This is a genomic window from Kitasatospora saccharophila, assembly GCF_039529925.1.
GTDB lineage: Bacteria > Actinomycetota > Actinomycetes > Streptomycetales > Streptomycetaceae > Kitasatospora > Kitasatospora saccharophila.
In genome coordinates this window covers 22,241-41,275 of the sequence record NZ_BAAANS010000011.1, presented here as the reverse complement: position 1 = coordinate 41,275, position 19,035 = coordinate 22,241, and the positions used below count along the sequence as shown (strand labels likewise).

Annotated in this window: 15 protein-coding genes; 4 read left to right on the top strand and 11 right to left on the bottom strand. The window is 76.3% G+C overall.

Features of this window, described 5'->3' with window-relative positions; genetic code table 11:
* Positions 1-37 precede the first annotated feature (37 nt).
* Positions 38-2,575, top strand: coding sequence for an AfsR/SARP family transcriptional regulator (locus ABD345_RS10515; RefSeq protein WP_344551695.1), 2,538 nt, complete (start codon positions 38-40; stop codon positions 2,573-2,575).
* Between the two features lie 223 nt (positions 2,576-2,798).
* Here ABD345_RS10515 and ABD345_RS10510 read toward each other — a convergent pair whose 3' ends face one another.
* Positions 2,799-4,286 (bottom strand): MFS transporter, encoded by a 1,488-nt coding sequence (locus tag ABD345_RS10510; RefSeq protein WP_344551694.1) that lies wholly within the window; start codon positions 4,284-4,286, stop codon positions 2,799-2,801.
* Positions 4,287-4,397: 111 nt separating this feature from the next.
* Complete coding sequence (locus ABD345_RS10505; RefSeq protein WP_344551693.1) at positions 4,398-4,970, bottom strand: TetR/AcrR family transcriptional regulator; 573 nt, start codon at positions 4,968-4,970, stop codon at positions 4,398-4,400.
* Positions 4,971-5,098: 128 nt separating this feature from the next.
* Here ABD345_RS10505 and ABD345_RS10500 point away from each other — a divergent pair, with 128 nt between their 5' ends.
* Positions 5,099-5,554: a DUF4267 domain-containing protein gene (locus ABD345_RS10500; RefSeq protein WP_344551692.1), complete on the top strand. Its 456-nt coding sequence runs from the start codon at positions 5,099-5,101 to the stop codon at positions 5,552-5,554.
* A gap of 7 nt (positions 5,555-5,561) precedes the next feature.
* On the opposite strand, the gene ABD345_RS10495 is transcribed toward ABD345_RS10500, so the two are convergent.
* The 8 genes from ABD345_RS10495 to ABD345_RS10460 all read right to left on the bottom strand — a co-directional run bounded on the left by ABD345_RS10495 (position 5,562) and on the right by ABD345_RS10460 (position 15,459).
* On the bottom strand, positions 5,562-6,668 hold the full coding sequence (locus ABD345_RS10495) for a PLP-dependent cysteine synthase family protein (RefSeq protein WP_344551691.1): 1,107 nt from the start codon (positions 6,666-6,668) through the stop codon (positions 5,562-5,564).
* Between the two features lie 102 nt (positions 6,669-6,770).
* Complete coding sequence (locus tag ABD345_RS10490; RefSeq protein ID WP_344551690.1) at positions 6,771-8,684, bottom strand: WD40 repeat domain-containing serine/threonine protein kinase; 1,914 nt, start codon at positions 8,682-8,684, stop codon at positions 6,771-6,773.
* Between the two features lie 98 nt (positions 8,685-8,782).
* Positions 8,783-11,347 carry an FtsX-like permease family protein gene (locus tag ABD345_RS10485; protein ID WP_344551689.1) on the bottom strand — a complete coding sequence of 855 codons (2,565 nt, stop codon included), beginning with the start codon at positions 11,345-11,347 and terminating at the stop codon, positions 8,783-8,785.
* Positions 11,344-12,093 (bottom strand): ABC transporter ATP-binding protein, encoded by a 750-nt coding sequence (locus ABD345_RS10480; RefSeq protein ID WP_344551688.1) that lies wholly within the window; start codon positions 12,091-12,093, stop codon positions 11,344-11,346. The genes ABD345_RS10485 and ABD345_RS10480 overlap by 4 nt, the downstream gene beginning before the upstream one ends.
* Positions 12,090-12,356, bottom strand: a complete 267-nt coding sequence (locus ABD345_RS10475; RefSeq protein WP_344551687.1) for an SHOCT domain-containing protein — start codon at positions 12,354-12,356, stop codon at positions 12,090-12,092. Before ABD345_RS10475 ends, ABD345_RS10480 begins: the two co-directional genes overlap by 4 nt.
* A 115-nt stretch (positions 12,357-12,471) precedes the next feature.
* Positions 12,472-13,134, bottom strand: a complete 663-nt coding sequence (locus ABD345_RS10470) for a response regulator (RefSeq protein ID WP_344551686.1) — start codon at positions 13,132-13,134, stop codon at positions 12,472-12,474.
* The gene (locus tag ABD345_RS10465) at positions 13,131-14,336 is read right to left on the bottom strand and encodes a sensor histidine kinase (protein ID WP_344551685.1); all 1,206 of its coding nucleotides are present in this window, start codon (positions 14,334-14,336) and stop codon (positions 13,131-13,133) included. Before ABD345_RS10465 ends, ABD345_RS10470 begins: the two co-directional genes overlap by 4 nt.
* 253 nt (positions 14,337-14,589) lie before the next feature.
* Positions 14,590-15,459, bottom strand: a complete 870-nt coding sequence (locus tag ABD345_RS10460; protein WP_344551684.1) for a PhzF family phenazine biosynthesis protein — start codon at positions 15,457-15,459, stop codon at positions 14,590-14,592.
* 152 nt (positions 15,460-15,611) lie between these two features.
* On the opposite strand from ABD345_RS10460, the gene ABD345_RS10455 reads away from it, so the two are divergent.
* Positions 15,612-16,340, top strand: coding sequence for a polyprenol monophosphomannose synthase (locus ABD345_RS10455; protein WP_344551683.1), 729 nt, complete (start codon positions 15,612-15,614; stop codon positions 16,338-16,340).
* A gap of 98 nt (positions 16,341-16,438) precedes the next feature.
* Here ABD345_RS10455 and ABD345_RS10450 read toward each other — a convergent pair whose 3' ends face one another.
* Positions 16,439-17,605 carry an ROK family protein gene (locus ABD345_RS10450; protein WP_344551816.1) on the bottom strand — a complete coding sequence of 389 codons (1,167 nt, stop codon included), beginning with the start codon at positions 17,603-17,605 and terminating at the stop codon, positions 16,439-16,441.
* Positions 17,606-17,727: 122 nt separating this feature from the next.
* Here ABD345_RS10450 and ABD345_RS10445 point away from each other — a divergent pair, with 122 nt between their 5' ends.
* Positions 17,728-18,969: an MFS transporter gene (locus tag ABD345_RS10445; RefSeq protein ID WP_425556795.1), complete on the top strand. Its 1,242-nt coding sequence runs from the start codon at positions 17,728-17,730 to the stop codon at positions 18,967-18,969.
* Positions 18,970-19,035 lie beyond the last annotated feature (66 nt).

The following is a 19,035-nucleotide window of genomic DNA, read 5'->3' as shown; positions in this document are numbered from 1 at the left end:
CGGCCGGGGTGGCAGACTGGCCGGCGGGGGTGATCGCGTGCTGATCGGTGTGCTGGGGCCGCTGGAGGTCCGGGGCGCGGAGGTCGCGGGGGCGCGGCTGCGGGGGCTGCTGGTGCGGCTGGTGGTGGACGCGGGCCGGGTGGTCTCCTCCGAGCGGCTGGTGGCGGACCTGTGGGGCGCGGAGCCGCCCGCCGTACCGGGGAACGCGCTGCAGACGCTGGTGTCCCGACTGCGGGCGCTGGGCGGGCGGGACGTGGTGCTGGCCGGGTCGGGCGGCTACCGGCTGGCGGCGGGGGCGGGCGAGGTCGACGCGCTGGAGTTCGAACGGCTGCTGGCGGCGGCGCGCGGCCTGGCCGCCCCGGCGGAACGGCTGCCGGTGCTGCGGCGGGCGCTGGGACTGTGGCGCGGACCGGCGCTCGCGGAGTTCGCCGACGAGCCGTTCGCGTCCCTGGCGGCCCGGCGCTGGGAGGAGTTGCGGCTGACCGCCGTCGAGGAACGGGTGGCGGCGGAGTTGACGCTCGGTCAGGGAGCTTCACTGGTAGCCGAGTTGGCGGAGCTGGCGGCCGCGCACCCGCTGCGCGAGCGGCTGCACGGCCAGTTGATGCGGGCCCTGGCGGCGGCGGGACGTCCGGCGGCCGCGCTGGAGCGGTACGAGGAGACCCGGCGCGAGCTGGCCGAACGGCTCGGCGTGGACCCCTCCCCCGAACTGTCCGCGCTCCACCTCGCCCTGCTGCGCGGCGAGTTGACCACTTCGAAGACCCCCGCGAAGGCCCCGGCGGAGCCCTCAGCGGCGGCCCCGGCTCCAGGCCCGGCCACAGCGCCCGCGCCGGAGCCGTCGGCGCGCCGCTCCCACCTGCCGCTGGCGCTGACCAGTTTCGTCGGCCGCGAGCGGGAGTCCGCGACCGTCCGCCAACTGCTGGACACCACCAGGCTGGTGACGCTGACCGGGCCCGGCGGGGCGGGCAAGACCCGGCTGGCGCTGGAGGTCGCGGCGGGGCTGGCCGCGGACTTCCCGGACGGCGTGTGGCTGGTGCCGCTGGCCCCGGTCACCTCGCCCGCCGAGGTCCCGCAGGCCGCGCTGCAGGCGCTCGGCGTCCCGGACGCGCTGCGGGTCGGCGAGCCGCTCACCCCGCTGCCCTCCCCGGTCGGACGGCTGGCGGAGGCCCTGGAGCGGCGCCGGCTGCTGCTGGTGCTGGACAACTGCGAGCACCTGCTGGACGCGGCGGCCGCGTTGGCGGCCGGCCTGCTCTCCCGGGCCCCGCACGTCCGGGTGCTGGCCACCAGCCGGGAGCCGCTGGGCGTCACCGGCGAATCGCTCTGCCCGGTGCCCTCGCTGCCGCTGCCCCCGGCCGACGACCCGGCGGCCGCCGACTACCCGGCGGTGCGGCTGTTCGCCGACCGGGCCGCCGCCGTCCGCCCCGGCTTCCGGATCGACCCGGGGACGGCGCCGCTGGTCACCGACATCTGCCGGGCGCTGGACGGCATCCCGCTGGCGATCGAACTCGCGGCCGCCCGCACCCGCTCCCTGACGCTGCGCCAGGTCGCCGAACGGCTCGACGACCGCTTCCGACTGCTGACCGGCGGCGACCGCTCCGCCCTGCCCAGGCACCGGACGCTGCGGGCCGTGGTCGACTGGAGCTGGGACCTGCTGGACGCCGACGAACGCGCGGTGCTGGCGGCCCTGTCGGTGTTCGCCGGCGGGGCCACGCCCGAGCACGCCGAACTGGTCTGCGGCCCGCTGGCCCCGGGGGCCGACGTGGTCGAGGTGATCGCCGCCCTGACCGACAAGTCCCTGGTCCGGGCGGCGGCCGACGGCCCGGACGGCGGGGTCCGCTACCACCTGCTGCAGACCGTCCGGGCGTACGCCGCCGAGAAGGCCGCCACCGCCGGCACCGCCGCCCGCACCCGGGACGCGCACGCCGCCTGCTTCCTCGCCCTGGCCGAACGGGCCGAACCCCGACTGCGCGGCCCCGAACAGGCCCACTGGTCGGCCCGGTTGAACGCGGAACGGGACGACCTGCACGCCGCCCTCGGCCACCTGACCGCCACCGGCGACACGGCGGACGCACTGCGACTGGCAGGCGCCCTGGCCTGGTTCTGGACGATCTGCGACCACATCGGCGAGGCCGGCCACTGGACGCGCGCCGTCCGCGACCTGGTCGGCCCCCACGTCCCGCCCGGCCTCGCGGACGCCCACGCGCTCTGCACCGCGCTCGCCGTCCTGCTCCCCGCCCTCGGCGCCGGCCCCGACCACGACCCGGCGGCCCTCCGACAGGCCGCGGCCACCGTCCGCGACCACCTGCCGGACCGCCCGGCCCACCCCGTCCTGCCCCTGCTCGCCCCCTGCTGCGCCCTCCTGCTGGACGACCGGCCGACCGCCCTGCGCGAACTGCGCGCCCTGCTCGACCACCCCGACCCGTGGACCTCCGCCGCCGCCGGCCTCGTACTCGGCCGGATCGCCCTCGCCGAGGACCGGCCGGCCGAGGCCGCCGAGCAACTCGACCGCAGCCGACGGGAGTTCGCGCAGATCGGCGACCACTGGATGCGAGCGGCCGCCGCCGGCTGCGAGCAGTGAGAGGGCTGCGCCTCCAGGGGCTCGGGGAACGGCGAGGCCGTGGCTGCTGCGGGTTCACTGCCGGAGCGCGCATCGGCTTCGGGTTCTGTTCACTACACGCAGCAGCCCCGACCTTCGATGGGCTCCGGCCGTCAGCAGCACGGACTCGCCGTTCCCCGAGCCCCTGGATGCGCGCCCTCCGCCGTCCTCAGCCGAGCCCCTGGATGCGCGCCCTCCGCCGTCCTCATTTCTTCGGGAGGAAGGCCGCCGCCAGGCCCGCCGCCAGGAGGGCGACCGCGCCGGAGGCGGTGAGGACGGCGGACATGCCGTGGACGAAGGCGGTGTGGGCGGAGGAGAGCAGGGCGCCGTCGTGGAGTTCGGCGGCGACGGCGGTCGCGCCGGTCACCGAGTCGCGGGCGGCCGTCGCGGCGGGGGCGGGGAGGGCGGTGACGTCGATCCGGGCCAGGTAGCCGGCGCTGAGCAGGCTGCCGAGGGCCGCGACGCCGAGGACGCCGCCGACCTGTTGCAGGGTTTCCAGGACGCTGGTGCCGACGCCGGTGCGGGTCTCGGGCAGCGAGGCCATCACCAGGCTGGTGGCGGGCACGACGGTCAGGCCGAAGCCGACGCCGACCACGGCCAGCCACAGCGCGGTGGATCCGTACCCGCTGTCGGGTGCGGCCCGCGTGCCGAGCAGGACCCCGGCGGCGAGCAGGGTCAGTCCGGCGGGCACCACGGCGCGGGCGCCGACCCTCGGGACCAGGCTCTCGCTGAGCGCGGCGGACAGCATCAGGCCGCCGATCAGCGGGAGCACCCGCAGTCCGGTGCCGAGGGCGTCGTAGCCCTGGACGGCCTCCAGGTACTGGGGGACGACGAACAGGATGCCCATCACGGTGAAGTTGCCGAGGACGGCGGCCAGGGTCCCCCAGGAGAACCGGCGGTCGGCGAACAGCCCGAGGTCGAGCAGGGGTTCGGCGGCCCGGCGCTGCTGCCGGAGGAAGCCGGCCAGCAGCAGGGCGGCGGCGGCCAGCGGGAGGAGCACCGTCGGGGAGGTCCAGCCGTCGGCCGGGACCAGGATGGTGCCGTAGACCAGGGCGGTGGTCCCGGTGGTGCCGAGGAGCGTGCCGGGCCAGTCGAACGGCGCGCTGCGGGTCCGGTCGCGCGGGCCGTCGGCGGGGAGCAGCAGGGCGCCCGCGAGCAGGGCGGCCGCCGCCACGGGGACGTTGAACAGGAAGACCGAGCCCCACCAGAAGTGGTTCAGCAGCCAGCCGCCGATCACCGGCCCGGCGGGCATGCCGAGGGCGGCGGCGGCCGTCCAGACCGCGATGGCCCGGGGGACCTCCTCGGCGGGGAAGACCTTCGGGAGCAGCGCCATCGAGACCGGCATGATCATCGCGGCGCCGAGGCCCATCGCGGCGCGCACCGCGATCACCGCGCCCGCGGAGCCGGTGAAGGCGCCGGCGAGCGAGGCGGCGCCGAACAGGGCGACGCCCGCGGTGAGCACCCGCCGGTGGCCGAGCCGGTCGCCGAGCCGGCCCACGGGGAGCATCGCCACGCTGAAGGTCAGCAGGTAGCCGCCGCCGATCCAGAGCAACTGCGTGTTGTCCGTGCCGAGTTCGCGGGCGAGGGTGGGCAGGGCCACGTTGATGACCGTCCCGTCCAGGCCGACCACCAGCACGCTCACCACCAGTGCCCCCAGTGCCCACCACCGGCGGGCCGAACGAACCGCTTCCACCACCACGTCCTCCAGCTCTCGGGTACCGACGTGCCCACCTTCGGGGGCACCGCTGGTACGGGGCTGGCAGCGTGCTGGCACGGGCCCGGCGGTACGGGCCCGGCGGCCGGCTCAGAAGACGGCGTTGAACGCGTCGATCCGGGGCCGGTCGAGGTCGGGGCGCAGCCGGCCGGTGCGGGCGAGGGTGACCATGCCGTGCAGGGCGGACCAGGCGAGTTCGGTGTAGCCGCCGGGGTCGTGGCCGGTGACCCTGGCGCTGCGGGTGGCGGGTTCGGCGATGGCGGCGAAGGCGGCGTGCAGGGGGGCGGGGGCTTCGGGGGTGCCGAAGGGGAGGGTGCTGGGGAGGGTGAAGATCGCGTCGTAGAGGGCGGGGTTGGCCGCGGCGAAGGCGAGGTAGGCGCGGGCGACGGCGGCGAACGCCTCGCGCGGGTCCGCGACGTCCGCGGCGGCGGCCCGCAGCAGGGTGGCGAGTTCGGCGCAGCCCTCGACCGCGACGGCGGCGACGATGGCGTCCTTGCCGCTGAAGTGGCTGTACAGGACGGGCTGGCTGTACTCGATGCGTTCGGCGAGGCGGCGGGTGGTGACGGCGTCCCAGCCCTCGGTCTCGGCGAGTTCGCGGGCGGCCCGGACGATCAGCCGTTCCCGTTCGGCGCGTTCGCGCGCCCTGCGTTCCTTGATAGCCATGAACGGAATCCTAGCACCGCTAGACATCTGACGGTCCGTCGGTCTAGCATCATTCCTGTCGCTAGCGCCGCTAGCAAAACGGCGGCGCACGCCGCTCCGCTCCGCACACCGCTCCAGGGGGAACCACCATGTCCGCGCTCACCGGCACCACAACCACCACCACCCGCCCGGCCAGCAGCCGACTGCGCGTCAACCTCGCCACCGTGTTCACCGCCCTGGTCGCCCTGGGCATCGGCTACATCGGCATCAGCTTCCTGGTCTCCCCGGAGAGCACCGCTTCCGGCTTCGGCCTCCCGGTGTGGCCGCAGGGCGAGGCCGCGGCCTTCCTCAACCTCAAGGGCATCCGGGACCTCGTCTCCGGCCTCGTCCCGCTGGCCCTGCTGCTGACCGGGCACCGCCGGGCGCTCGGCTGGGCGCTGCTCGCCGAGTCGGTCACCCCGTTCGGCGACGCCGTCACCATCCTGGCGCGCCACGGCAGCACCGCCACGGCCTTCGGGGTGCACTTCGCCACCGCCGTGTTCGTGGTGGTCACCGCCGTCCTGCTGCTCACCGAGCGGGGCGGCCGGACCGGCGAGGAGAACTGACGAGCGCTCAGCCCTCCGCCCAGTCGCCGCCCGCGAGGAACTCCTCCAGGGCGGCGCGGTGCGGCCGGGGGTCGATCCGCTCGGCGGCGAGCCACTCGTCCGAGTAGTACTTGTCGAGGTACCGGTCCCCCGGGTCGCAGATCAGCGTGACGACGCTGCCGCTGCGGCCCTCGCGGCGCATCTCGGCGACGATCCGCAGCGCGCTCCACAGGCCGGTGCCGGTGGAGGCGCCGGCCTTCTTGCCGAGGACGTCGGCCAGCAGGTGGACGGCGGCGATCGAGGCCGCGTCGGGGACCTTCATCATCCGGTCGATCGCGCCGGGCACGAAGGAGGGCTCCATCCGGGGGCGGCCGATGCCCTCGATCCGGGAGCCGGTGGGGCAGTGCGCGTCCGGGTCGTGGTGCACCCAGCCCTCGAAGAAGCAGGAGTTCTCCGGGTCGGCGACGCAGATCCGGGTGTCGTACTGCATGTAGTGGACGTACCGGGCGATGGTCGCGGAGGTGCCGCCGGTGCCCGCGGTGGCGACGATCCAGGCGGGCTCGGGGTGGGGTTCCAACCGCAGCTGGGCGAAGACCGACTCGGCGATGTTGTTGTTGCCGCGCCAGTCGGTGGCCCGCTCGGCGTAGGTGAACTGGTCCATGTAGTGGCCGCCGGTCTCGGCGGCGAGCTCGGCGGCCACCGCGTAGACCTCGCCCGGGTTGTCGACCAGGTGGCACCGGCCGCCGTGGAACTCGATCAGCTCGATCTTGGCCCGGCTGGTGGTGCGGGCCATCACGGCGATGAACGGGACGCCGACCAGTTGGGCGAAGTACGCCTCGGAGACCGCGGTGGAGCCGCTGGACGCCTCGATCACCGGGGCGCCGGGCCGGACCCAGCCGTTGCACAGCCCGTACAGGAACAGCGAACGGGCCAGCCGGTGCTTGAGACTGCCGGTCGGGTGCGTCGACTCGTCCTTGAGGTACAGGTCGACGCCCCACTCGGCGGGCAGCGGGAAGCGCAGCAGGTGGGTGTCGGCGGACCGGTTGGCATCGGCCTGCACCCGGCGGACGGCCTCCTTCAGCCAGGCCCGGTACTCGGGGTCGGTCCGGTCCACGTCCTGGGTGTGGTCGCTCATCGCACGCTCTCCTCGCCGCCGCCGCTACGCCACCAAGCGTAACAGTCAACTACGATAAGTGACGGTTACCGGGGTTCCAGCTTCCCCTTATGCCAGGCCCCCTCAGCGGCGCCACAGCTGCACGGCCGAGCCGCCGGCCACCGCCAGCAGGCGGCCGTCCGGGGAGAACGCCACCTGCTCGGCGCACTTCACCCGGAAGTTCGAGTGGAGGGCGGCCACGCACCGGCCGGACTCCAGCTCCCACACCTGCGTCCGCTCCTCGCTGACCGGGTCCCCGCCCACCACGAGCTCCCGGCCGTCCGGGCTGAAGGCGAGCGCGAACTCGAACGACCGCCGGCCCCGGACGGTCCCCGGCTCCGGCTCCCCCGTCCTGGGGTCGCAGAGGTACCAGCCCTCGTTCCAGACGCCCACGGCGAGCCGTTCACCGTCCGGGTGGAAGACCAGGCTCTGCGCGACCACGGGGGTGTGTTCCGCCGCCCACTCCCCCAGCAGCCGCCCGCTGCGGTCCCACCGGTGGACGCCGCCCGAGGTGTTGGTGATCAGGCTCTCCCCGTCCGGGGCGAACGCCACCGACCGCACCACCAGGGGACGCCGCTTCAGGTCGGCGACGACCCGGCCCGAGGACAGGTCCCAGAGCCGGGCCGACTCCTCCCCGCCCGCCACCAGCAGGCCCCCGTCCGGGCTGATCGCCATGACGTACGTCTTCCCGGGGAAGGCCAGCGCGGCCGGCCCGCGCCGCCCCGCCCACAGCCGGGCCACCCCGCCCCGCCCGGACGGCTCCAACGGCTCGCCGGTGGCCGTGCTCCACAGCCGCACCGCGTTCCCCGTCCCGGCGGTGGCGATCATGGCGCCGTCGGGGCCGAGCACCGCCGCCCCCACCCTCCGCTCCCCGAGCAGCCGCGGGGCGACCAGCGCCCGGCCGGTGGCCGCCTCCCACCGCCAGACCCCGCCGTGGCCGTACGCGAAGACGCTGCCGCCGTCCGGGCTGAAGGAGACGCCCTGGACGAGGCTCCCCGCCTCGACCGTGAACCGGTGGTACGGGCGGAACGGGCCGTGGGAGGCGTCGGGTTCGCCGGCCGCGACCGGGTCGAGCAGCGTCACCCGGACCGGGTCCGGCTCCGGGGCCGGGACCGGCACGGGGGCGGGGGCCGGGGCGGGGGCCGGGGCGGCGGTGAGCGTCGTCGCGGTGTGGGTCCGGTGCAGGCCGCGCAGGCGCTCGGCGGCCGCGGCGGTCGAGGGCCGCTGCTGCGGGTCCTTCGCCAGCAGCGGGGCGAGGACGGCGGCGAGCGGCTCGGCCGGGCCCGGCGGCAGGGGCTGGGGCTGCTGGGTCAGGATGGCGACGTACAGCGCGGTCAAGGTGGGCGCGGCGAACGGCGGCCGGCCGGCCGCGGCGTGCCAGAGGGTGGCGCCCAGGGCCCACAGGTCGGTGGCGGCGGTCGCCTGCTTGCCCTCCAGCTGTTCGGGGGCCAGGTAGGCGGGGGTGCCGATGAGGACGCCGGTCGCGGTCAGCGCGGTCGTCGCGTCGGCGGACCGGGCGATGCCGAAGTCGGTGAGGACGGCGCCCTGTTCGGTGAGCAGGACGTTGTCCGGCTTGACGTCCCGGTGCACCACGCCCTTGGCATGCGCCTCGGCGAGGGCGTCCAGCAGGGTCAGGCCGAGGGCGACCACCCGCTCGGGGTCGAGGGCGCCGTCCGCGCCGATCTCCGCGGCGAGCGAGCGGCCGCTCAGGTACTCCATGACGATGGCGGGCGCGCCCCGGTGCTGCACGACGTCGAACACCGACACGATGCCCGGGTGCCGCAGCCTGGCGGCGGCCCGGGCCTCCCGCACCACCCGCTGCACCAGCTCGTCGCGTTCGGCGTCCCGGGCGCCCGGCGGGAGCAGCAGTTCCTTCACCGCGACGCGGCGGTCGAGGAGTTCGTCGTGCGCCCGCCAGACCCGTCCCATCCCGCCCTGGCCGATCGGCTCCACCAGGCGGTAGCGACCGCCGATCAACGCTTCCGGGGTCTCAGGCATGGCGGTCATCCTACTGATCCGGGCCTCCCCGCCGGGCGCCTTCGCCCGCACGCACCGGGCGCCCCCGCCCCTGCGGGGCGGGGGCGCCCGACGGCGCGTCAGTCGCTCGCCACCGCCCGCAGGACGTCCAGCTTCGCCGCCCGCGCGGCGGGCCGCAGCCCGGCCAGCGCCCCGGCGGCCAGGCCGACCAGCGCGACCACGGCCAGCCGCCCGGCGGGCAGCGCGAAGGAGCCCGTCCCGGCGCTGTCGGAGGCCCGGGTGAGCGCCCAGCCGAGCAGCGCGCCCAGCGCCAGCCCGCCCGCCGTGCCGAACGCGGCGACCAGCACCGACTCCCAGCGCACCATCGCCCGCAGCTGGGCCCGGCTCTGGCCGACGGCGCGCAGCAGGCCGAGTTCGCGGGTGCGCTCGTGGACGGCCAGGGTCAGCGTGTTGGCGATGCCGAGCAGCGCGATCAGCACGGCGAGCGCGAGCAGCGCGTAGACCACCGAGAGCATCATGTCGACGCCGGAGGCGGAGCTCTGCGCGTACTCGGCCCGGGTCTGCACCTGCGGGTCGCCGTACTCCCGGGCCAACTCCCCGATCGCGGCCCGGCCCCGCTCGACCGTGACGCCGGGCGCCAGCGCGACGGCGACCAGCGTGTCGGCGTCCTGGACCCGGTGCGGCTGCCACGCCTCGCGGCTGATCAGGTAGTCCCCGGCGACGCCGCCGCCCTGGTAGAGGGCGCGGACGGTGAAGGCGGCGGTGGTGTCGGTGAACCGCATCGCCACCGGGCTGCCCAGCCGCCAGCCGTGCGCGTCGGCCTCGGCCCGGGAGACCGCGAGGCCGTCGGTGCCCAGCGCGGCCAGCGAGCCGTCGATCCGGCCGAGGTCGGTGACCTCGGCCAGCGCGACCGGGTCGGCGACGCCCAACCGGGTTCCGTGGCCGTCCACTTGGGCGACGCCCCGGCCGAGGCCGACCGCGCTGCGCACCTCGGGGAGGGCGGCGACGGCGGGGGCCAGCTTCGGGGAGACGCCGCTGCCGCCGGCCCCGGTGGCGGGGGCGGTGACGGCGAGGTCGCCGGCGAAGGTGCGCGAGACGGTGTCGTCCAGGGTCGCCCGGACCGAGGCGCCGAACACGGTGAACAGGGTGACCACGGCGACGCCGACCATCAGCGCGGTCGCGGTGGCGGCCGTCCGCTTCGGGTTGCGGGCCGCGTTGCGGCGGGCCAGCGCGCCGGTGACGCCGCGCAGCCGGGGCAGCGGCGCGCCCAGCACCCGGACGGCGAGCGCGGCGGCGACCGGCCCGAGCACCACCGTCCCGGCCAGCAGGGCGAGCGCCCCGCCGACGGTCAGCGCCAGCGAGGGGCCGTGCGTCGCCCCGACCACCAGGGCGGGCAGTCCGGCCGCCACCAGGACGGCTCCGACCGCCGTGCGCACCAGGGCGCCCCGGCCCCGCGCCGAGTCGTCCACGGCGGTGTCGCGCAGGGCGGCCAGCGGGGCGGTGCGGGCGGCCCGCAGGGCGGGGGCGAGCGCGGAGCCGGCGGCGACCAGGGTGCCGGTGAGCAGCGGCAGCAGGACCGTCGCGGGGTGCACCACGGTGCCGCCGGTGGGCAGCGTGAAGCCGATCGCCGCGAACAGCGCCTTCAGTCCGGCGGCGACGCCGAAGCCGCCGAGCAGGCCGAGCCCGGAGGCGAGCGCGCCGAGCGCGAGCGCCTCGCCGAGAGTGGTGCCGAGCACCTGGCGGCGGCCGGCGCCGAGGGCGCGCAGCAGGGCGTGGTCCCGGGTGCGCTGGGCGGTGACGATGGCGAAGGTGTTGTGGATGGTGAAGGTGGCGACCAGCAGGGCGACCCCGGCGAACACCAGCAGCAGGGTGGTGAACAGGCTCAGGAAGCGCCCGGAGACGTCGGCGGTGGACTGCGCGGTGGCGTCGGCGCCGGTCAGCGCCTCCACCCCCGGCGGAAGCAACGGGCTTATCGCGTCCACGAGTTGGCGTTGGCTCAGGGTGTCCGAGCGGAGCCGGACGGTGGACACCTGCCCGCTGCCCTTTGGCGTCAGGTGGGCCTGGGCGTCGGCCAGGGTCAGCGCGGTGAAGGTGCTGGGGCCCATGCCGTCGGCGTCGGCGCCGAAGGTGGCGATGCCGACCACGGTGATCCGCACCGGGTCGGGGGTGCGCAGCACCGTGCTGTCGCCGACCTCCAGCCCGCCCGCCTTCGCCGCGCCCCGGTTGATCACCGCCTCGCCGGGCGCGGCGGGGGCCCGGCCCTCGGCGAGCCGGTACGGGTTGAGCTTCGGGTCGTCGATCCAGTTCCCGGCCAGCGTGGGCGGGCCCTGGCCGCCGACCGGCTTCCCGTCGGTGCCGATCAGCTGGCCCGCGCCCTGCACGGACGGCTCGGCGGCGCTCACCCCGGGCGCGGCGCGCAGCTTCGCGGTCAGCGACTCCTCCAGCGGGGCGCGGACCCCGCCGGGCACGTTGGGCGCGTCCAGCACCCGGGCGCTGCGGACGACCGCGTCGGTGCCCGCGTTGGCGTCCGCGAACAGGGTGTCGAAGTTGGCCCGCAGGGTGTCGCCGAGCACCATGGTGCCGGTCAGGAACGCCACGCCCAGCACGATCGACAGCACGGTGCCGAGCAGTCGGCGCCGGTGGGCGAGCAGCGAGCGCGCCCCGATCCGCACGCTCGCGTTCACCGGGCGGCCGCCGTGCCGCGCCGGCCGTCGAACGCCTTCATCCGGTCCAGCACCCGTTCCGCGGTGGGCCGTTCCATGGTGTCGACCAGCCGGCCGTCGGCCAGGAACAGCACGGTGTCGGCGTGCGCGGCGGCGGCCGGGTCGTGGGTGACCATCACCACCGACTGGCGCATGGTGTCCACCGCGGAGCGCAGCAGCCCGAGCACCTCGCCGCCGCTGCGCGAGTCCAGGTTGCCGGTCGGCTCGTCGGCGAACACCACCTGCGGCCGCCCGGCCAGCGCCCGGGCGACGGCGACGCGCTGCTGCTGGCCGCCGGAGAGTTGGCTCGGCCGGTGGTGCAGCCGGTCGCCGAGGCCGACCACGTCGATCAGCGCGTCCAGCCACTCCCGGTCGGGGGCGGCGCCGCCGAGGTCCAGCGGCAGGGTGATGTTCTCCCGCACGGTGAGCGTCGGCAGCAGGTTGAACGCCTGGAAGACGAAGCCGATCCGCTCCCGGCGCAGCAGCGTCAGCTCCCGGTCGCCGAGCCCGGACAGCTCGGTCTCCCCCAGCCAGGCCCGGCCGCCGCTGAGGGTGTCCAGGCCCGCCGCGCAGTGCATGAGGGTGGACTTCCCCGACCCGGAGGGCCCCATCACGGCCGTGAAGGCGGCCGCGGCGAACTCCACGCTGACGCCGTCCAGCGCCCGCACCCGGGTCTCCCCCGCGCCGTACTCCTTCACGGCGTCCTCCACCCGGGCCGCGGCCGTCACCGCTTCCCCCCGTCCGCGCGGTGCTCCTCGGTCAGGACGCCCCGGCGCTCCCGGTACTCCGCCGCGTCGATCTCCCCCTGCGCGTACCGCCGCCCCAGCACCGCCAGCGGAGCGTGCTCCCCGCCCCCGCACCACCCGCGCCGCCGCCACGCCGCCCGCCGCAGCACCGTCACCACCAGCACCACCACCAGCAGCCAGAACAGCGGGAACACCAGCACCCACGGCCCCGGCCCGTGCCACCCGTCGGCCAGCAACGTCACCATCACCACTCATCCCCTTCGGTCGAGCCGCCGGCTCCCTGCCGGCCCCTCCACCGTCCCCCGCACCCCGGCCCCGGCACGTCCCCCACCGGGCGACACCCGCCCTACTCCCCGCGCACTACCCCAGCCACCCCGGCCGGACCAGCCCCGACTCGTAGGCCAGCACCACCAGTTGGGCCCGGTCGCGGGCGCCGAGTTTCACCATCGTGCGGCTGACGTGCGTCTTCGCGGTGAGCGGGCTGACCACCAGGCGGCGGGCGATGTCCTCGTTGGTGAGTCCGAGGCCGACCAGGGCGAGGACCTCGCGTTCGCGGTCGGTGAGGACGTCGAGGCGGGTGGTGGCGGGCTCCTTGGAGCGGGCGGCGAACTCGCCGATCAGGCGGCGGGTGACGCCCGGGGAGAGCAGCGCGTCGCCCGCCGCGGCGACCCGGACGGCGCGCAGCAGGTCGCCGGGCTCGGTGTCCTTGACCAGGAACCCGGCGGCGCCCGCGCGCAGCGCCTCGAAGACGTACTCGTCCAGCTCGAAGGTGGTCAGCACGACCACCCGGACGTCCGCCAGCAGGCGGTCGGCGCAGATCCGGCGGGTCGCGGCGAGCCCGTCCAGCCGGGGCATCCGGATGTCCATCAGCACCACGTCCGGGCGCAGTTCGCGGGCCAGCGCGAGGGCCCGCTCGCCGTCCTCGGCCTCGCCGACCACCTCCAGGTCGGCCTGGGCGTCCAGCAGGGCCCGGAACCCGGCCCGGACGAGCGTCTGGTCGTCGGCGAGCAGCACCCTGATCACGTCGTGTCCCCGTTCTCCGTGGTGGCGGCCGGCACCGGCAGCCGGGCCCGCACCCGCCAGCCCCCGGCCCCGTCCGGTCCGGCCTCGACGCTGCCGCCGAGCGCGGCGGCCCGTTCCCGCATGCCGGTGAGCCCGTTGCCGCTGCCGCCGGCGTCGCCGCCGCCGGCCGGGCCGGGGTCGGCCACCGTCACCGCCAACCCGCCGCGGTCCCAGGCGAGTTCGACGGTCGCGGTGCGGGCCGTGGAGTGCCGCAGCACGTTGGTCAGGGCTTCCTGGACGATCCGGAACGCGGCGAGTTCCAGCCCGGCGCCCGCCTTGGCCGCCCGGCCGCGCCGCTCGACCGTCACCACCAGCCCGGCGTGCCCGGCCTGTTCGACCAGTTCGTCGAGACGCGCCAGCCCGGGGGCGGGCGCCCGCGGCGCGCTCGCGCCGGGGCCGCGCAGCGTGCCCAGCACCTGGCGGACCTCGCCGAGCGCCTCCTTGCTGGTCGCCTTGATCGTGGTCAGCGCCTCCCGGGCCTGCTCGGGACGGGCGTCCAGCAGTTCCAGCGCCACCCCGGCCTGCACGTGGATCAGCGAGATCGAGTGCGCCAGGATGTCGTGCAACTCCCGTGCCATCCGCAGCCGTTCCTCGTCGTGGCGGCGGGCCCGGGCCTCCTCCTCGGCGGCCCGCACCGCGGCGATCCGCTCCTGCCGGAACCTGGCCAGCTCGGCCCCCGCGAAGACCAGCAGCAGCCAGGCCGTGACGCCCAGCTCCTGCCACCCCCGCACGGCGTGCTCCGGGGCCCGCGACCAGCCGTCCGGCGGCACGTAGCCCGTCAGCAGGTGCACCAGGTAGAAGCCGCCCGCGCTCAGCCACGCCGCCCGCCGGTGGCCGTGCCGGACCGCGACGAAGAACGCCACCACCATCGCCAGGAACCCCGGGCCGTACGGGTACCCCGCCCACAGGTACCCGGCGGTCACCGCCGCCACCGCCACCACCGTCGCCGCCGGCCACCTGCGCCGCAGCACCAGCAGCGCCGGGCCGAGCACCAGCAGCAGGTACCCCCAGCCGTCCAGCGGCACCCGCCCGCCCTGGTGCCGCTGCGCCGCCGTCGTCCCCACCACCTGGGCCACCGCCACCACCGCGGCCCCCGCCACCGGCCACCCGGCCTTCGCCGCCCGCACCCACGGCGGCACCCACAGCGGACGCGATTCACCCATACCGGAAGGCTAACCACCCCGGCCCCGCCCACCATCGTCCCGCCGGAGCAGACACGCGTACTACCCGTGGAGTACGGCAGGGCGGCGCGCGTATTCAGGGGCTCGGGGAACGGCGAGCCCGGGGCTGCTGACGGTGCACTGCCGGAGCGCGCATCGGCTTCGGGTTCTGTTACCGCACGCAGCAGCACGGACCTTCGATGGGCTCCGACCGCCGGCAGCACGGCCTCGCCGTTCCCCGAGCCCCTGAATGTGCCTACCGGATCGGCACCGCACGCCCCGTGACGCGCACCCGCTCCTCCCCCTCGGTGAGGTCGACGGTGAGAACGCCCGGCCGGCCGAGGTCCTCGCCCTGGTGGAGGGTGAGGCGGGCGGTGGTGAGGCCGCGCAGCTCGCGCAGGTAGCCGCCGAACGCCGCGGCGGCCGCGCCGGTGGCCGGGTCCTCGACGACGCCGCCGACCGGGAAGGGGTCGCGCACGTGGTAGGTGGTGGCGTCCTGTTCCCAGACCAGTTGGAGGGTGGTCAGGTCGAGGCGGCGCATCAGCGCGGCGAGGGCGTCGAAGTCGTAGTCGAGTTCGGCGAGCCGGGCCCGGCTGCCCGCGGCGAGGACGAGGTGGCGGGCCCCGGCGTAGGCGATCCGGGGCGGGAGGCGGTCGTCGAGCTCCGCGGGCCGCCAGCGCAGGGCGGCGAGCGCCTCGGCGACGTCCTGCGGGTCCGCGTCCTCGACGGTGGCGGGGACGCTGGTCAGGGTGGCCAGGTGGCCGCCGTCCGCGTCCCGGGTGACCTCGACGGGGACGGGTCCGGCCGGGGTGGCGAAGTGGAACTCGCCGGGGCCGTGCCGTTCGCCGAGGGCGACCGCGGCGGCGATGGTCGCGTGCCCGCAGAAGGAGACTTCGGCGAGCGGGCTGAAGTAGCGGACGGCGTGCGTCCGGGGCCGGTCGGGGTCGGCGGTGAGGAAGGCGGTCTCGGAGTAGCCGAGCCGGGCCGCGGTGGCGAGTTGCTGTGCGTCGGTGAGCCCGGTGGCGTCCAGCACGACGCCGGCCGGGTTGCCCCCGGCGGGGTCGGCGGTGAAGGCGGCGTAGTGCAGTGGTTCGGGCCGGCCGGCTGCCGGTGCGGTGTCGGTCATGCCTGCTGAACGGACCGGCCCGGCACGGGGATTCCCGACCGGGGCCGGGTTACCCGGTGGGTGCCCGGACGAAACACCCCCGTGGGACGAACGTTCGGGAAGGAACGCTAGACTGCCGCCTCCAGCTCGTACTGCATCGAGGATAGAAAAACATGGCTGAGGCCCACCCGAAGGTTGTTGTGGTTGTTCCGACCTACAACGAACGGGAGAACCTGCCGGTCCTGGTTGGTCGGCTGGCCGACCTCGGCATGGACAACCTGCACGTCCTGGTCGTGGACGACAACTCCCCCGACGGCACCGGCGACGTCGCCGACAAGCTGGCGGCCGACTCGGGCGGCAACATCTCGGTGCTGCACCGCACCGAGAAGGACGGCCTGGGCCGGGCGTACATCGCCGGCATGTCGCGGGCGCTGGAGGACGGCGCGGACATCGTCGTCCAGATGGACGCCGACCTGTCGCACCCGCACACCGCGGTCCCCGCGATGGTGGAGAAGCTGACCACCACGGACGCCTCGGTGGTGCTGGGCTCGCGCTACGTCCCGGGCGGCTCGACCGCGTCGGAGTGGCCGTGGCACCGCAAGGCGCTGTCCGCGTGGGCGAACTTCTACGTGAACGCGATCCTGCGCCTGAAGGTGAAGGACGCCACCGCCGGTTTCAAGGCGTGGGAGGCGCAGGCGCTGCGCGCGGTCGACCTGGAGTCGGTGCGCTCCAACGGCTACTCGTTCCAGGTCGAGATGAACTACCGGGTCGTCAAGCGCGGCATGCGCATCGCCGAGGTGCCGATCCGCTTCGAGGAGCGGGTCGAGGGCATGTCGAAGATGAGCCTGGGCGTGCAGCTGGAGTCCGCGGTGGCCCCCTGGAAGCTGCGCTTCGGCAAGTAAGCGCGCACGGTCGTGCCGGACGGCGCGGGTGGACGGTCCTCCGTCCCCCGCGCCGTTCCGTTTCCCCTCCCCCGCGCCGGGCCCCGGCGGGACGCGCCTCAGGGCGCCGCGACCGCCTGCGGGTCGTCCAGGTAGGGCTCCCAGGCGAGTTCGGCGGCGCCGACCAGTCCGGCGTGGACGACCTGCGCGGGGACGATCGGGATGCGTCCGCTGCGGCCCCACAGGCAGCGTTCGGCGACCACGGCGGCGAGCCGGTCGGGGGCGGCGGCGAGCAGGTCGAGGTGCAGGCCGCTGAGCACGATCCGGTCCGGGTTGAGGATGTTGACCAGTCCGGCGAGGCCGAGCCCGAGCCGGTCGACGACGTGTTCGAGGGCGTCGGCGGCGGCCGGGTCGCGGGCCAGTTCGCGGGCCTGCGGGAGCAGCGGGCGGTGCGGGTCGGGGCGGCGCTTCGCGGCGGCGAACAGCGCGTCGGTGTCGGTCTCGGCGTTGAGGCAGCCGCGGTTGCCGCAGGCGCAGGGGCGGCCGAGCGGGTCGACGGTGAGGTGGCCGACCTCCAGGGCGAGGCCGGAGCTGCCGGTGTGCAGGCGGCCGTCGATGACCAGGGCGCCGCCGACGCCGCGGTGTCCGGAGGTGACCAGCAGCAGGTGGCGGGCGCCGCGGCCGGCGCCGTGCCGGTGTTCGGCGAGGGCGGCCAGGTTGGCGTCGTTGGCGACGGCGGTGGGCAGGGTGGCGCGGGCGCGCGGGCCGGGGTCGGTGCGGGCGACGGCGGCGGCGAAGAGTTCGGCGACGGGGGTGCCGGGGGGCCAGCCGAAGTGCAGGGCGGCGAGGGCGGTGCCGTCGGGTTCGGTGACGGGGTTGGGCAGGGCGAGCGCGGAGCCGAGGATCCGGCGGCGGCTGTCGCGGGCGAGCCGGGCGCCGGTCTCGGCGACGGCGGCGAGCAGCGCGGCGGGCGAGGTGTCGGCGGGCAGCGGCAGGTGGACGGGGTCGTGGAGGCGGCCGCCGAGTCCGGCCAGCGCGGCGGAGACGCCGTCGGCGTGCAGTTGGGCGGCGAGGACGGCGGGGCCGGGGTCGGTGAGGGCGAGCCGGTGCGAGGGCCGGCCGCGGCCGCCGCCGGCGGGGCGGGAGTCGACGGTGATCAGGCCGAGCGCCTCCAGTTCGCCGGTGACGGCGCCCGCGGTGGCGCGGGTGACGTCGAGGGCGCCGGTGAGGGCGGAGCGGGTGGGGGCCTGTCCGGTGTGGATCAGGCGCAGGGCCGGTCCGAGCAGGGTGCGGCCGCGGTCGGGCGCGGCCCGCTTGGACGCCCCCGGCTGCGGACGCGGAGTCTGGCCCGGAGTCTGACCCGAATTCGGGCTTGTAGGTGTGTGCGGCACTCCCCTATTCTGACTTTGTGCCGCTACTGAACAAAACAGAAGCCCGCTCCTCCCTCCTCTCCGCTGCCCCTTCGAAGACCCCGTCCGGCCGCAGCTCCTCCTGGTCGGCGGCACGCCTCGCCCTCACCGCCTTCTTCACCGTCGACGGCTTCCTGTTCGCGTCCTGGGTGGTCCGGATCCCGGACGTCCGCGCCCAGGTCTCCGCCTCGCACAGCGCGCTGGGCCTGGCCCTGCTGTGCATCTCGGCCGGCGCGGTCGCCACCATGGCCCTGATCGGGCGGCTGTGCCTGCGCTACGGCTCCCGCCCGGTCACCGTCGCCTCGGTCGCCGTGTTCTCGCTGGCCGTGGCGCTGCCCGCGCACACCCACTCGGTGCTCGCGCTCGGCGCGGTGCTGCTGCTGTTCGGCGCGGGCTACGGCGCGGCCAACGTGGCGATGAACAGCGCCGCGGTCGACCTGGTCGCCGAACTCCGCCGACCCGTCATGCCCAGCTTCCACGCGGGCTACAGCCTCGGCGGCCTGCTCGGCGCCGCGCTCGGCGGCCTGCTGGCGGGCCGGATCAGCGCCTCCTGGGCGCTGGCCTCGGCCACCGCGCTCGGCCTGGCCGTGACGGTGCTGGCCGGCACCGCCCTGCTGCGCGCCCCGGCGGCCCTCCCCCGGCCGAGCGCCACCGCCCCCGCCACCGAGGCCACCGCCGCCGCCCGCCCGTCCCGGCACGCCCGGCTGCTGGTCGTCCTGCTCGGCCTGACCGCCCTGTGCACCGCGTACGGCGAGGGCGCCCTCGCGGACTGGGCCACCCTGCACCTGACCGACGACGTGCACGCGAGCGGCGCGCTGGCCGCCACCGGGTACGCCTCCTTCGCCTTCGCGATGACCGCGGGCCGGCTCTCCGGCACCTGGCTCGCCGAGCGGCTGGGCCAGACCAGGGTGATGCTGCTCGGCGGCCTGACCGCCTGCGCGGGCATGACGACCGCCGCGCTGGCCCCGTCCGTCCCGGTGGTGCTGGCCGGCTTCGTCCTGGTCGGCCTCGGCCTGGCCAACGTCTTCCCGCTGGCCATCGCCCAGGCCGGGGCGACCGCCGGGCCGCAGGGCGTGGCCACCGCCTCCACCCTCGGCTACGCGGGCATGCTGATCGGCCCCCCGGTGATCGGCTTCCTGGCGGACGCGCTCTCGCTGCCCGCCGCCCTGCTGACCGTCGCCGCCAGCTCGGCCCTGGCCGGAGTGCTCGCCCTCACCGTCCGCCGCCACCGCGCGGCCTGACCGCCCCGCCCGCCGGAAGCACCACGGCGGCGGCCCGGACGCCCCCACGCGCCCAGGCCGCCGCCT

Coding starts and splice junctions, on each gene's coding strand:
- ABD345_RS10505 (WP_344551693.1), bottom strand. CDS start 4,970: ATGGCTATCAAGGAACGCAGGGCGCGCGAACGCGCCGAACGGGAACGG.
- ABD345_RS10500 (WP_344551692.1), top strand. CDS start 5,099: ATGTCCGCGCTCACCGGCACCACAACCACCACCACCCGCCCGGCCAGC.
- ABD345_RS10495 (WP_344551691.1), bottom strand. CDS start 6,668: ATGAGCGACCACACCCAGGACGTGGACCGGACCGACCCCGAGTACCGG.
- ABD345_RS10490 (WP_344551690.1), bottom strand. CDS start 8,684: ATGCCTGAGACCCCGGAAGCGTTGATCGGCGGTCGCTACCGCCTGGTG.
- ABD345_RS10475 (WP_344551687.1), bottom strand. CDS start 12,356: ATGGTGACGTTGCTGGCCGACGGGTGGCACGGGCCGGGGCCGTGGGTG.
- ABD345_RS10465 (WP_344551685.1), bottom strand. CDS start 14,336: ATGGGTGAATCGCGTCCGCTGTGGGTGCCGCCGTGGGTGCGGGCGGCG.
- ABD345_RS10460 (WP_344551684.1), bottom strand. CDS start 15,459: ATGACCGACACCGCACCGGCAGCCGGCCGGCCCGAACCACTGCACTAC.
- ABD345_RS10455 (WP_344551683.1), top strand. CDS start 15,612: ATGGCTGAGGCCCACCCGAAGGTTGTTGTGGTTGTTCCGACCTACAAC.